Annotated in this window: 12 protein-coding genes; 6 read left to right on the plus strand and 6 right to left on the minus strand. The window is 48.6% G+C overall.

Features of this window, described 5'->3' with window-relative positions; translation table 11 throughout:
• Window positions 1-33: 33 nt before the first annotated feature.
• A complete protein-coding gene (locus HII30_RS09370) occupies window positions 34-498 on the minus strand; it encodes a nitroreductase family protein (RefSeq protein WP_169504768.1) in 465 nt (154 codons plus the stop codon).
• A 205-nt stretch (window positions 499-703) separates the two neighbouring features.
• Between HII30_RS09370 and HII30_RS09375 the strand changes: the two genes are divergently transcribed.
• The 4 genes from HII30_RS09375 to HII30_RS09390 are packed head-to-tail and all read left to right on the plus strand — an operon-like array spanning window position 704 to window position 4,765.
• Entirely contained in the window at window positions 704-2,149 is a 1,446-nt protein-coding gene (locus tag HII30_RS09375) for a spore germination protein (RefSeq protein WP_169504769.1), read from the plus strand.
• On the plus strand, window positions 2,146-3,303 hold the full coding sequence (locus tag HII30_RS09380; protein ID WP_169504770.1) for a Ger(x)C family spore germination protein: 1,158 nt from the start codon (window positions 2,146-2,148) through the stop codon (window positions 3,301-3,303). Before HII30_RS09375 ends, HII30_RS09380 begins: the two co-directional genes overlap by 4 nt.
• Window positions 3,304-3,352: 49 nt before the next feature.
• Window positions 3,353-3,574 (plus strand): hypothetical protein, encoded by a 222-nt coding sequence (locus HII30_RS09385; RefSeq protein WP_169504771.1) that lies wholly within the window; start codon window positions 3,353-3,355, stop codon window positions 3,572-3,574.
• 6 nt (window positions 3,575-3,580) lie between these two features.
• A complete protein-coding gene (locus HII30_RS09390) occupies window positions 3,581-4,765 on the plus strand; it encodes a GerAB/ArcD/ProY family transporter (protein WP_169504772.1) in 1,185 nt (394 codons plus the stop codon).
• On the opposite strand, the gene HII30_RS09395 is transcribed toward HII30_RS09390, so the two are convergent.
• From HII30_RS09395 to HII30_RS09410, 4 genes are all read right to left on the minus strand, one after another.
• Window positions 4,753-5,811, minus strand: coding sequence for a stalk domain-containing protein (locus HII30_RS09395; RefSeq protein ID WP_169504773.1), 1,059 nt, complete (start codon window positions 5,809-5,811; stop codon window positions 4,753-4,755). The genes HII30_RS09390 and HII30_RS09395 overlap by 13 nt on opposite strands.
• Before the next feature lie 79 nt (window positions 5,812-5,890).
• On the minus strand, window positions 5,891-8,923 hold the full coding sequence (locus HII30_RS09400; RefSeq protein WP_169504774.1) for an alpha-mannosidase: 3,033 nt from the start codon (window positions 8,921-8,923) through the stop codon (window positions 5,891-5,893).
• Window positions 8,924-9,039: 116 nt separating this feature from the next.
• Window positions 9,040-10,182, minus strand: coding sequence for a GntR family transcriptional regulator (locus HII30_RS09405; protein WP_169504775.1), 1,143 nt, complete (start codon window positions 10,180-10,182; stop codon window positions 9,040-9,042).
• Between the two features lie 292 nt (window positions 10,183-10,474).
• Window positions 10,475-11,347 (minus strand): YetF domain-containing protein, encoded by an 873-nt coding sequence (locus HII30_RS09410; protein WP_169504776.1) that lies wholly within the window; start codon window positions 11,345-11,347, stop codon window positions 10,475-10,477.
• A 195-nt stretch (window positions 11,348-11,542) separates the two neighbouring features.
• Here HII30_RS09410 and HII30_RS09415 point away from each other — a divergent pair, with 195 nt between their 5' ends.
• Window positions 11,543-12,505, plus strand: a complete 963-nt coding sequence (locus tag HII30_RS09415) for a sugar kinase (RefSeq protein WP_246246223.1) — start codon at window positions 11,543-11,545, stop codon at window positions 12,503-12,505.
• Window positions 12,506-12,546: 41 nt separating this feature from the next.
• Window positions 12,547-13,212: a bifunctional 2-keto-4-hydroxyglutarate aldolase/2-keto-3-deoxy-6-phosphogluconate aldolase gene (locus HII30_RS09420; protein WP_169504777.1), complete on the plus strand. Its 666-nt coding sequence runs from the start codon at window positions 12,547-12,549 to the stop codon at window positions 13,210-13,212.
• 50 nt (window positions 13,213-13,262) lie between these two features.
• On the opposite strand, the gene HII30_RS09425 is transcribed toward HII30_RS09420, so the two are convergent.
• Complete coding sequence (locus HII30_RS09425) at window positions 13,263-13,856, minus strand: YitT family protein (RefSeq protein WP_425495987.1); 594 nt, start codon at window positions 13,854-13,856, stop codon at window positions 13,263-13,265.
• Between the last annotated feature and the right edge of the window lie 63 nt (window positions 13,857-13,919).

Here is a 13,919-nt window from a genome sequence, read left to right on the forward strand (position 1 = left end):
GTGGTGCTGACAAGTGCCTCTTTATTTTTGCATCTACTTGAGCATTTTTACGCTGCGATTCTCGGCATTCTTAGTATGCAATAAACAATCCACAATGCTCTGCTTGACATCATCACCTAGATTGGCATACATGTTCACAGAATTATTGACGAAGCGCTCCTTCACATCCTCTGTCATATAACCGGCTTCAACGGACAGCGAGTAAATTTTCTCACCCTTCTCGTACCATCTCATGTCACCAAAAACCGCGATGACGGCTGAAGCGGTCAATACATGCTCCTGGTTGAACGCGATCGGATGCAGCTTCTCTTTCAGTTCCTGGTCGTCGATAACGAGAAACCGCCATGGCTGAAGGTTGCTGGACGAGGGAGCCAATGCTGCTTCCGCCAGCATTTCGTTCATTTCCTCGCGTGAAATCTTAACAGATGGATCATATTTTCGAACAGAATGACGTTCTTTTATAATTGCATAGAAATCCTGAGTTGTAACAGTAGTCATAATAACTCACTCCTTTATATATTCTGAATATTGCATAGTACATAAGGTATTGTAACCTATTTTTCCGCTGACGGGCAACATGAATCAATCCCCGGCCAACCGCTTTTCACATGAAGTAATCTCATGCATAACATCCTTATACTCCCGGCATCCTATGAAAACACTGGCATCTCAGTCATACGACGGATAAGAGGAGGGGACATTCTTGGATACTTCCAACACTTTGTTTCAGGAACTGAAGAATTATTTGAGCTGCAATGATGATGTGACTTATTTTCCAGTTCAAGTTCAGGACGTGGAATGTACATTTATATATATCCGTTCGATTGTGGATATTGTTATGCTTCAGGAAAAAATTATCCGCCCTCTGCTTCTGCTCAATGAACCTGGAACCAGACCCTTTATGGAAGTCATACACTCAGATACTTTATTTCCCTGGCCTATGAAGGACGAGAAAGATCCCCTTACTGCAGCCGAAGCGATAACAGCAGGAAGTGCAGTTCTTATTGTCAACTCCCTGCCTTCTTGTATGATCTTTACGATACCCAAATATCAGAAGCGAACAGTTCAGGAATCCCAGAACGAGCAGGTTGTCATTGGACCGCGGGAATCCTTTATCGAAGACGTTGATGTGAATTTATCTCTGTTACGTCATAAAATCCGTCACCCTGAGCTCAAAGTCGTACGTTATCAAATCGGTCGGTATACCAAAACCCCATTATATGTTGTTTATTTAGAAGGGTTGTGCGATAAAAAACTGCTTCAAGTACTGGATCGACAATTCAAAAATATTGATGTAGACGGTGTCCTCGGTGTCAGTTTTATTTCAGAGCAATTCAAGATTACCCGTAAAACATCGTTTCCCCAGTTCCAATATACCGAACGTCCGGATTCAGTCGCATCTGCCGTTCTTGAGGGCAGGGTAGGCATCCTGCTCGAAGGTACACCTTCCGCTCAGATTGTACCTACTACACTGTTCAGCCTTCTGCAGTCTTCCGAGGACTATTATCAGAGTTTTATTTACGCCAGCTGGATCCGTATGGTACGGTTCGTGTTCGCCCTAGTTTCCGTGCTTCTTCCAGCATTGTACGTCTCGATCAGCACATTTCAGCCCGAGATCATTCCGACTGACCTGCTGCTTACCATTGCAGCTGCCCGGGAAAACATCCCCTTCACGGCATTGGTCGAAGCCTTGCTGATGGAGCTGACCTTTGAAGCGCTTCGAGAAGCTGGAACCCGTATACCCAAGCCAGTCGGACAGACGATTTCCATCATTGGTGCCATCGTTATCGGACAGGCCGCTGTTTCAGCTGGAGTGGTGTCTGCTCCGATGGTCATTGTCGTCTCGATTACCGGGATTGCCGCTTTCATCGTCCCTCATTATGAATTGGGACTTTCACTGCGGCTGCTCCGCTTTGCACTTCTTATTCTGGGCGGAACGATGGGTTTGATTGGAGTGCTGGCTGCGACATTTATTATTTACAGCCGCCTGTGCTCATTGAACACATTCGGAACTCCCTATATGCAGCCATTCGCTCCGATCGTTTTCTCTGAATGGAGAGATATGCTGTTTCGTGCTCCCTCTTACATGATGACCAGGCGCCCTTATGCCTTTCATGCCAAGAACAAAAGGAGGCTCCGTAAAAAATGAGACGCTGGTGGATCGCCATTTCTTCCGTTCTTCCCGTTCTATTACTGACCGGCTGTCTGGCCAAGGTTGAAATCAATGATCAGCTCTTCGTCCTGTCCCTTTACCTGGATAAGGATGTGGAAAAAAACGAATATACCGTAACGATCAGCAGTCCGCTGCCCAATCGTCTGAGCAATGGGGCTGGCAGCGGCAGCGGCCAGGGACAACCTTTTGCACTCGTCACAGAATCAGCCCCAACCATCCCTCTCGCTTTGAATGCCATTCAGAGACAGATGACCCGAAAGCTGGACTTCAGCCATACCCGGGTCATTGTCATCGGCAATCGTCTTGCACGTGCTGGTCTAGAGGACTTGTTCAATTGGACGCTCAGGGAACGTGCTCTTGATTACAGCACATTTGTTATGATTTCCCCGCAGGATGCAAGATCTGCATCTGAGCTTACTCCGGTTTTTGAAACAATGCCTTCTACGGTTCTGAAGCGTTTCGCTGTTCAAAATAATGTGATGGGAACGACATTGAAGGACTGCCTGTCAGGATATATGGCAGGCACCGGATATGCCATGAATCAACTTTCGATTACCGAAAAACCCGTGTCCAGTCAGAGCAAGACCGAGAAATGGGCTGGCGTGGATGGAATCGGGCTTTTTGATAGTACTCGTCTCAAATCTGTGCTGAACATACAGCAGACCCGGGTCATCGCCTGGGCAATCGGCAGCCGGAAGACCCCCATCTACAGACCTGTGTACAGTGTTTTGTGGGATGGAGGCAGGAGTAAAGCCAGTGTTCTATTTACACACAGTGAATCTTCCAAAACGATTTCCATGACATCATCAGGCCCGCTGGTAACCATCAAACTTCGAGGAACCGCTGACGTCTTGTCTTTGAAAGATGACAAGCGCAGAGAACCTACGGAATCCAACACCTATATTATTAAGGAGTTAAATGATCAGATCGGTGGACATCTAAGAGAAGCTCTAACAATTTCCCAAGAAAACGGGGCCGACATTCTTAAAATCGGGCAGCTCTTGAATGCCAGATATCCGGATGTCTGGCAGGAGCTGAAGCAGGATTGGGCAGGTAATTATAAAAATCAAGTGGAGTTCCAGATCAAGCTGAAGCTGGATATCCGCAATACAGATATGCAGACTGGATAGTTAACATATGCTGCAGTTTTAGCACTTCACTTTAAAAGGAGCCAGGCTCATGTTCTGTCTGATTTTTTGCTCGCTTGCAGTAGTCGATTGGTTCTTGCTCCGCAAGGAACAGCCTACTAAGGAGAAAAAGCGCAAAGTGTACCGTATCCTATGGTTTATTGTGCCTATGATCGCATGGAACGCAGGCGCATCCCACATTTACGGATGGCCTAATCCGTTCGACGTGATAGAACTGATGCTTGGATGGTCTAACTCTCTTCTGGAAGGATGAGGATATATGCGCCAGTCCCCTTGGCAATTGTTTCGATTTGCATTTATCTACTTGAACTCCCAGCCTACGGCTTATTTAATCCCCCCGCTGCTGGCAGGCGCAGGCTATTTAGGCTGGATATCTATAATAGGCGCCATGATCTGCAGCTTGCTGCTCCTGTATTGTACGGTACGTCTAGGAATGGCGGACCCTGAAACCTCCTGGCTGTATTTTGGAGAGCGTATTGTCGGAAAGTGGCCGCATACCCTCGTTCTGATTCTCATTGTCTTCTGGATAATCACCTATGTAGCCGTAGATATTGAGAGTTTCACACTCTTCTATGGTTCCAATTATATGAGGGCAACACCGCAGTGGGTCATCCAGATCGTATTGGGGTTTGTCATCATCATTACCGCCCGATGGGGGATCGTTCCATTAATCTATATGGCGGATGGATTGTTTTTTCTCACCATATTTTCGATTGTTCTCACTCTGGCTTCGTTCAGTAAAGATGCTCATTACGATTGGCTGCCGGGGATGATCACCCATCATAATTTTGGCTCAGTATGGAAGCAAATCCTGTTCTCCCTGTCTTTTGTCGGAGAATGGATTGTATTCTTATTTCTGGCTCCGTTAATTAAAATCAACCGTCAGGCTTTCCGTAATCTGGCCTGCTCTGTTATGCTGATTACCCTCGCTGTCGTGATTGAATGGGGGCTGACACTATTGAATTTCGGACTTGAACTGGCCCGGATCCTTCAATATCCGCTCGTTGAGCTGATCCGAAGTTCCATTACAGGCCTGCTGGGCAACTCCGATCCGATCATTATCGGACTATGGGCAACATCCATGTTTATACACAGTTCATTTCTGCTTCAGATTGGTGCTCATATCATGGCCAAGCTGCTCAATGTCCACGGCCTGGAAATGGAAAAGCCTCTCATCACCCTGCTTGGAGGGTCGGCCAGCATATCAGCTTACCAACTCGGCCTGAACCCAGCATTATATCAAAAGCAGTTTAGCTCCTTTGCCGCAGTCCTGTTCTGGATAGTCATCGCCCTGATCCCGGTGGTGTACTTGATCATCCTAAAGTTTAAGGGAGGATTGAAACCGAAACCCGCAGGTATAGGTTCTGATCAAGCCTCGAACATTAAAGGGAACACCGCTTCCAATCATTCCGATCGCGGCCTGCCTGGAGATTATTCTCGCTGATATTCAGGGAAGAGGATGAATTGCACGCTCTCCGCGGTCAGCTTGTCCTGACTCCATCTGTAGGTAATTACCAGTTCACCGACAAATTCAGAAGGTGAAATACTACCGCCAAGACGCAGTACCAGCTTGCCGTTCTCGATGCTGTGATAAACAACCGACCCGAAACCCACAGCCGAATGATCCGTACGGCTGCCGTCTTCATCAGGGATTTCAAGTGTCATCTCTCTGCCGTCTGCTGTCACTGTGACCGTCAGCACACCATTCTGATGCTTTATGGCAGAGCTTACCTTCTCCTTCACAATTTCCTTGAATGACTGTACTGGAATCTCAGTAAGGTCCTTGGCACGGATTACATGTACATCCTGAGCATGGACGCCAGTGCCTGAACCTTGGTTCAGAAGCACCGTGACTTCCTCTTCTCCATCATTCGTAAGATCAGCTTCGATCAGCTGGGGTATCTCCTTCCACCCTGTAGGTGTGCTCCACGGAAAATGGTGCTGTTTGCCGCCAATTTCCAAGCTCAGGCCATGATACACGCCATCTTTCTCGTTGTTTCCGAATATTTTGACATCTTTGCGTGAGTCACCGTACGCGAGCGGCCGTCTGCCGCCGCTGTTAACCTTGACAACTTCCTGCTCACCACCAACCACAACGGCAGCTCCAGTAAGTCTCTTGAACAGTGACAACGGCACCATCACTCTGCCCTGTTCAATATAAACAGGATGCGTCAGTTGGATATCTCTTCCGGCTGTGGTGGATACCTCATCACTGCCGTTCGTGAGTACATAACGCTGACCGCCAGCCCAAGCCGTGAGTGATTTATCGAGCTGATTCCATTGAAGCTGTATGCCTTGCCAATCTCGAATTATATAAATGGGAAGGAAAACTTCCCCGTTGTTAACTACCGGCTGAACATCCATATTCACCATTTGATGATCCATACGCAGTGACAGCTCCTGCCGCGCATCCGCGAAAGCTCCGTTTCCTGAATGAATAACGGACGAGAGCAGTACAGAAGCCATCAAAGAACCTAATAATTTCTTCATCTCATTCGTTTCCTTCCTGTAACTGAGTCATATGTACATCATAGCGAAGTTACTAGGAAAAAGGGTTAAAATATGGACATTATTTCAAATGAATTTTATATGTCTTGATCTCAAACGGTGTAAGGGTAAAGGCAGCACACCCTCCAGACACCATAACCTCTTTCTCATGTTCTTCCATCAGATTCACTTCCTCCACTGCCGACACAGGCCAATGCAGCTGGAGATGTCCGTCTGCCCGGCTTCCCGAAGTTTCATACAGTCTCACCACAACAGCATCACTGTCCTCTGCCTGCTTAACCGCTTCGATCATGACATGCTCATGATCCACCTCAAAGGCTGATAAAACACGCTGTGATGCCTCACTCGCCTGCTTCAATATAGAGTGAGCCCGTATAGTTCGAAGCGGTACATTCAGTTCATAACCCGCCTTGTAGACAGAAGCCTGTTCCGCATTTCCCTGATGAGGCAGAATTGAATAAGTGAATTCATGCTGTGCCCGGTCAGCCGTTTCATCGGGATAACCCGGGCTTCTCAGCAGGTTGATATCCAGTCCCTGGTCATCTGCACGGAACCCGTACTTACTGTCATTCAAAAGTGCGACTCCATATCCACTCTCTGAGAGATCAATCCAATGATGGGCACAAATCTCGTCGCGTGCAAAATCCCATGAAGTATTGCGGTGAATTGGCCGTTTGATGGACCCGAATTGAATCTCGCTTGTGACTTCACCGGCCCGCACATCTAACGGGAATGATGCCCGCAGCATTTTCTGATTCTCCTGCCAATTCACTTTTGTCTGAAAATCAAGCCTTGCGCTGCCGGAGGTTAAAATAATCCGCTGCTGCAGCATGGAACTGCCAAAGGTATACGTTTGATCCACATAAGCCTGCGCACCATGAACTCCAGCCTGCACGGAGGCAGCTTTCAGCTGGCAGCTCGGCCGGCTGCGATAATCACTGCGGAAGTCCCATGCATCACCGCCCCGGTCATCGTAAAGGGTAAGCACATTGGCTTGATCATTCGTAGGCAGCAGCTCGCGCCGGTTTGGCTTGTCATAGATAGATGAGATGGAGCCGTTTTCTTGGAATTCAACGCGCAGCAGATCATTCTCGAGGTGCTGTGGCGCTGCGGAAAGAACAGAAACGGGATTGGCGGCTGATACAGCCTGATCCGCTGCGCTTACAACAGCATAACCCATGGACGGCACTACAATCTGATGCCAGTTCCCTTCCAGCTCCATCCACTCTTTTCGTTCCCATGGCAGCGAGTTGAAGACCACAGAGGATTCTTCCCTGCCCTTCGTCGCATATGAAGCCACAGCCGCGTAGCGTTCCGCGATCAGCGCTTCCGTACGGTCCAGCAGGATCTGATATCTGGCGAGAGACTCATCATACACCCTCTTGATGGATGATCCAGGCAGAATATCATGGAACTGATACAACAGCGTCTCTTTCCACAACGCTTCAAGCTCTGCCTTCGGATACGGCACCTTGCACAGCTGCTTGGCAAGCACAGCCGCGAACTCCAATTCACGCAGCGCCTTTTCCATAAGGCGGTTATACCGCTTATTCCGTCCCTGTGTCGTGAGGGTTCCCTGATGCTTCTCCAGGTACAGCTCGCCGTGCCAGGTTTTGTAATACGCTGCACGTTCATTCAGCTTGTCGAGAAAAGAAGCTGACGTTTCTTGTACTACCGGCGGAAGGCCAAGGAGATTATGTTCCCGCTCCAGGCGTTCCAGATGCTCTTCACCCGGACCTCCCCCGCCGTCCCCGATTCCAAACAGCAGAAGCGCCCGGTCCGATACGTTCTTGTCATGGTACTCTTGTTCAATCTTGAGCAGAGATCTTGGCGCAGCCGGAGAGTTATAAGTGTCTTCAGGCGGTAAATGCGTCAGTACCTTGCTGCCGTCAATTCCTTCCCAGAAAAACGTGTGGTGCGGATAGTCGTTATGCATATTCCAGGACAGTTTCTGTGTCACCATAAAATCGATGCCCGATTTCTTCAATAGCTGCGGCAGACTTGCGGTGTACCCGAAAATATCCGGTACCCACAGCGAACGCACCGTCTGCCCAAACTCTTCCTGATAAAACCGCTGTCCGTAGAGAATCTGGCGAACCAATGCCTCGCCGCCGGACACGTTGGAGTCAGGCTCTACCCACATTGCTCCCTGAAGCTCCCATCGGCCTTCCTCTACCCGAGCCTTTACCTGCTCATACAGGGCCGGATAATGATCCTTGATCCATTGATACAGCTGCGGCTGACTGGCTCCAAAAACATAGTTCGGATAACGTTCCATCATTTGGAGAACAGTAGAGAACGTCCGTGCACCCTTGCGGATCGTTTCCCGGATCGGCCACAGCCAGGCCAAATCCATATGAGCATGGCCAACAGCGCTGACTGTCAAGGTAGGGTCACCTCCGCGTTTCGCCAGTGGTACGGACAGAATTTCCCGGGCATGATCCACTTCATGCTCATGAAATCCCTCAGTGAATATCAGCGAAGCTTCATAGAGCGCCTGCAGAATCTGCGCACGTCTCGAGGCATTTTCCGGCAGCCGCTCCGCCAGCTCCAGCAGCACTTCCACATCATAATAAAGGGCACGGACCTGCTCGCGGCAAAGTGCTATGACGGCTTCTTTCAGTGTACCGCTGCGGTATCTGCCGAACAGATCATTGCAGCCGGCATCTCCCCACAAATCAATCTGCTCTCCACCGGTCGCTTGCTCTGTGATATGTACCACTCGTTTTCCAGGCTTGCCTAGTGCTGTCTCGAATTCCGAATTCACATTCGTTAAACCTTGTCTCGGCGTCCCTGCCTCATCGACCAGACACAGTTCGCCATTGACATCAATCAACAGTACAGCCTTTTGTCCGGCAGCTTCAGAAGGGATGTAGCCTTCAAAATGAAACCATGCGCAATCCCACAACTCGCCCCATTTCATGCCAGGCTTCAAATCTGTCAGCAGCTCTCCTGTTGTCCGTTGTTCAAATGAAACAGGTTCCTTCGTAACCCATGCGTTAACGTGTAGCGGTGCCAATTCCTGATATATATGCTGCTCAATCATATCCTTCATTTCTCTTAGTCGATCCAGGTTAAACGGTTCATATGGCATATTATCTGCTCCTCCAATACATTTACTATATCAATTAATATATCACAGATATAAATATATCAGATTCAATATCAATTAAAAATCTAAGAATGGAGCCAAAATAGCCCATGCCCGGCTTAATGCCGTTCATGGACTGAATCACGAATCACTAATATGGTGGGCAGCCGTACCGTTACCGATTTGGATTCCGGCTGAATCAGCCGGTTAACAAGGAGACGAACGGCCTCTTTCCCAAAGTTATCCATTGGCTGGGCGACTGTTGTCATGGGGACCGGAGCATATTCCAGAATATTGTGATCTGCAAACCCTGAAATTGACAGGTCCTGTGGTATACGCTTGTGAAGCTGAAGCGCTGCATGCATGGCCGAAACAGCCAGATAATCGTCAGCACAAAGGACTGCGGTCAATCTGCGGCTGCCTTCCAGAAAAGACTTGATCCACTGCACACGTTCCTGATGTCCTTCCTTCTGATCCCAGGGCTCATCCCGGATAAGGATCACTTCATGCTGAACGTCCACTTTTCCTTCCAGCAGCGCATCGAGGTATCCCTGATAACGCTCCTTCCTGCTCTTCACCTCGAGAAGCGGTCCTGAAATGAATCCGATCTCCCTGTGCCCGAGCTGCAGCAGGTAAGAGGTCATATCATATGCCCCTTTATAATGGTCATGACTGACACTGTCAAAATGGATTTCCTCGAACAGACGGTCCAGGATCACGACCGGATATTTTTGCAGCTTTAGCCGAAGCAGGTGGTCCCTGCATATGGTACGGTCTACCGGAAACAGCAGAATTCCGGAAATTTCTTTGCGCTCCGAGAACCACTGCACGGCTGCCGCCTCCTCTTGCTCATGCTGCACAACCTTGATGACAACCGACATGCCCTCCTCGGCAGCCGCTTTTTCTATAGATATGAGCATCTTTCCGATATAATCATCGATTCCAGGCACGATCAGGGCAATTTGAATGCTGTCATTGCGTTCCGAAGAAGCATACGAAGTCGAAGGGTCGTCCAGCATCTGCCTGAGCTCCTCCCGGTCAATATCTGCCAGAAAGGTTCCTCTCCGCGGCAGCCGATATACGACCCCCTCATCCTGAAGCGCTTGCAGTGCAAGCTTGCTTGTCATCCTGCTGACTCCATAGCGTGTTCCCAGTTCTCCCTCTGACGGGATGGGATCATGAGGTTTTAAACCCTGATCCAGTATAATGCGAATGACCTGCTCTCTCACCTGCTCAAATAACTTGCCTGACTTCTTCTTCATGATCTTCCAACCTTCCTTGCAATTTCACTGGTATTTACTATATCACATGAAAAAGAAGCCTGTCCTCACCTAGAAGGCCTGGCCTACATTATAAATAAGTCCACTATTTTGAAAGCGCTTCCGTAAAAGGGTTCTTTTTATGTAAGCAATTGGCATATCATATAGTGTAATAACCAGCAGACCCGGGACACCAACTTCTATTTCTTGATATAAGCGGCTGATTATTTGCCCCTGCCTGCTGGTTTTACCATCGCCTTATCCTATTCCATATGAAAGCCAAATATACCGCCTCTTATTGTTTCTTGGACTTTAGCAGCGGCTTTGCCTCATGCAGCAAGTCATGCAGGCGATCTCCATATTCTTGCAGCTGCTGTTTGGCCTGCGCGTTGGATGCCGAAAGACTGAGCAGCTCCAGCTCAACCTCACATTGTTTTAAAGCAGCATACAGGGAACCCGGTTGGTTCTTCTGCTCCGGCAGCGGTTTTTTGTCATTATATAAATCCAAATTCAGTGATCCTTCCGAACTGATTTGTCCTAGATATACTTCTTTCGGTGTAACACCGGACTTCTTCAGCTGCTGATTCAGCCAATGTGTGCTTTTACCGGATTGCTTCAAAGGCTCTTCCATGATCTCTCCATCCATCACGACCACCATCGGCTCTTCTTGTTGGAATGGATTCATATTCAGATCTTTCGGTGTGAGCGGCTGTTTCTCACTCACGAGCCTCACGTTGACTTCCCCGCTGGATTCCATGATCGCAAATTCTACGTCGGCCAAATCAAAAACACTTTTTTTCCGAAGCTGCTCCATCAGCTCATCCGAGCTCATCCGCTCCTTTTTCAGACTCTGCTCCTGAATCTTCCCGTCACGAATTAACACTCTTGCTTTGAAGTCGATGAAATCACGGACTCGTTTGTTTTTGATCTGCGCGAACTCAATCATCAGCGTAACGGCCACCCATACAGCCAGTGCTACGATACCCAGGTACCAGTTTGCCTCCAGATCCAGAGAAATATATGCAGCAAGACTGCCAATTGTAATCCCTGTAATATATTCAAAAAAAGAAAGCTGTGACGCCTGTCTCTTCCCCAGCAGCTTTGTCAGCAAAAACAAGACCACGACAGAGCTTAATGTACGCAATATCACTTCTAACCACTGCTGCACCCAAATCTTCTCCCTTCAACCTGCTGTTCCTTTATTGTGAAATGATATCATCGGTATTCTACCCCTAATTATCCAAATATTATTCTGTTATCTTCAGAATCCACCAGCTGAAAACGGTTTTTTCATTGAGTTATTTGTCCGGGACAGGTAAAGTAAAAGGAAACCTATATACATATGGAGGAGGAGACTGTATTCATGTTAATGGATCATCGCAGCTTCGATGTCATCACCTTCGGTGAATCGATGGGACTGCTGTATCCGCAAGGACCTCGCGGGATCGGCAAGGGAGGTACAATGAGCCAGTCGTTCGGAGGTGCCGAGAGCAACCTCGCCATCGGTCTGGCGAGACTGGGCTGCACAGCAGGCTGGTTCGGTCAGCTGGGTCATGATCCCATCGCACAAGGCATTGTGAAGACGCTTCGGGGTGAGGGTGTGGATGTATCCCGGGCTCGCTTTACGTCAAGTGCACCGACAGGCTTGATGCTTCGTGAACAATTCAGAGGAAAATCATCGGTTTATTACTACCGCGCTGGTTCAGCAGCCAGTAAGATGACTCCGGATCTTGTGGATCCTTCCTATATCGCGGACAGCCGGATTCTTCACTTCACTGGTATTACTGCAGCACTGAGCCCAAGCTGTCTGGACACCATCCGTCATGTTATTTCACTGTGTAAAGAAAGCGGTGTCAAGATCAGCTTTGATCCTAACCTGCGGCTGAAGCTGTGGAGCATTGAAGAGGCTAGGCCCGTGCTGCTGGAACTCGCCGAAAGCTGTGACTACTTTTTGCCCGGTTTTGATGAATGCAAACTGCTGTATCAAACCGAAGACGAGAACGAAATCTTCAGCCAGCTGCGAAAACTGAATGCCGTCACGGTTGTAAAAAGCTATAACGACGGTAATGTCATTGTGGAACAGGACAATCTGATCACGGTTCCCTTCCATAAAGTCGATGATGTGGTCGATACGGTCGGTGCAGGAGACGGATTCTGTGCAGGCTTTCTGGCTGGAATCTCTAAAGGCTATTCTACGGAAGAAGCTTTGCAGCTTGCTGTGCTGACAGGAGCCATGGTGATCCAGGCCATCGGGGACTGGGAGGCGCTGCCAACCTGGGAGGAAGTAGAACAAGAACGCGGCAACACAGCACATATCGAGCGTTAACATGAACTGAAATTCAACTACAAATTGGAGTGGATAAAACGATGAAAAAACTTAAATTAATCCAGCAAATTCATGAAGCGGGTGTCGTCGCCGTCCTTCGTGCGGATTCTCCTGCTGAAGTTGTCGCCATGGCACAGAAAGCGATTGAAGGCGGTATTAAGGTAATAGAGATTACAATGACTGTTCCATTCGCTCTTGAAGCCATTACGGAATTATCGAAAAAGTATTCCTCCGCTGATCCCGCAGCTGATAACTATGCCATTATTGGGGCAGGTACAGTCCTGGATCCTGAAACAGCCAGAGCCACCATTCTGGCAGGCGCCGAGTTCGTCGTTTCTCCTGGCCTCCACCGTGAAACAATCATTCTCTGCAACCGCTACCGCGTGCCAATCATGCCGGGTGCAGTAACTGTATCCGATATCACTGCAGCCCTGGAACTTGGTGTAGATGTTCTGAAGCTGTTCCCAGGCAACCTGTATTCACCATCAGTTATCCCTTCTCTGCGTGGTCCGCTGCCTCAAGCCAACATCATGCCTACTGGCGGTGTAAATCTGGACAACCTGGGTGAATGGATCAAGGCCGGTGCCTTTGCGGTCGGGATCGGCTCCGATCTGACCAAGGATGCGGTCAAGACCGGCGACTTTTCCCTGATTACCGATAAAGCGAGAGCTTACATCGAAGCATTTCAACAAACCAAGCAAAACTAGTTATAAAAAAAGCTGCTCCACTCGCATTTTTGCGGTGGAGCAGCTTTTTTTTATAAGGCTTTCCTCTGCAGCGTACATATGCCGGTGGACAAGCCGCCCGCCACAATCGTGAACAGTGAAGGGACAAACGTTTCGCCGCCCAGCAGCAGACCGCCTGCACTGACAATGATCATATCCATGCAGAGAATAATCACACCAACATTGATCGGCACATACCGGCTTATAAAATGAGCCAGCAGGTCTGTCCCCCCGGTGCTTGTCTCAAAACGCAGCATCAGGCCAAGCCCCGCACCGATTAAAGCTCCCCCTATCGCAGCATAAACCAGCACCCCCTCTTTCATAAATGCAGGGACACCATACTGCAGCGGGGACAACAGATCGATAATAAACGAAGAAATGAGCATTCCAGTCAAGCTGTTATAGAAAATATCCCGGTTCAAAAGCCAGGCTGACAAAAACATAGGAATGCTGCACAGGATAATAACAAATCCGACTGGAAGACCAAGCTTATAGTTTGCGATCAGTGCAATACCGATAACGCCTCCGTCTAGTACATGGTTCGGTATCAGAAATGCATTCGTGCCTAACGCGATCAACAAGCTGCCTACAATCATCATGGTATATTTTATGGTCCGTACACGCATCATGAACAGCTCCCAATTCCAGGAATATCTATTCATATGCTTGTCTGAACCAAAAATTGAGTC

The organism is Paenibacillus lemnae (assembly GCF_012933385.1).
Taxonomy (GTDB): domain Bacteria; phylum Bacillota; class Bacilli; order Paenibacillales; family Paenibacillaceae; genus Paenibacillus_AQ; species Paenibacillus_AQ lemnae.

Coding starts and splice junctions, on each gene's coding strand:
- HII30_RS09370 (WP_169504768.1), bottom strand. CDS start 498: ATGACTACTGTTACAACTCAGGATTTCTATGCAATTATAAAAGAACGT.
- HII30_RS09380 (WP_169504770.1), top strand. CDS start 2,146: ATGAGACGCTGGTGGATCGCCATTTCTTCCGTTCTTCCCGTTCTATTA.
- HII30_RS09385 (WP_169504771.1), top strand. CDS start 3,353: ATGTTCTGTCTGATTTTTTGCTCGCTTGCAGTAGTCGATTGGTTCTTG.
- HII30_RS09390 (WP_169504772.1), top strand. CDS start 3,581: ATGCGCCAGTCCCCTTGGCAATTGTTTCGATTTGCATTTATCTACTTG.
- HII30_RS09395 (WP_169504773.1), bottom strand. CDS start 5,811: ATGAAGAAATTATTAGGTTCTTTGATGGCTTCTGTACTGCTCTCGTCC.
- HII30_RS09400 (WP_169504774.1), bottom strand. CDS start 8,923: ATGCCATATGAACCGTTTAACCTGGATCGACTAAGAGAAATGAAGGAT.
- HII30_RS09405 (WP_169504775.1), bottom strand. CDS start 10,182: ATGAAGAAGAAGTCAGGCAAGTTATTTGAGCAGGTGAGAGAGCAGGTC.
- HII30_RS09415 (WP_246246223.1), top strand. CDS start 11,543: ATGTTAATGGATCATCGCAGCTTCGATGTCATCACCTTCGGTGAATCG.
- HII30_RS09420 (WP_169504777.1), top strand. CDS start 12,547: ATGAAAAAACTTAAATTAATCCAGCAAATTCATGAAGCGGGTGTCGTC.
- HII30_RS09425 (WP_425495987.1), bottom strand. CDS start 13,856: ATGCGTGTACGGACCATAAAATATACCATGATGATTGTAGGCAGCTTG.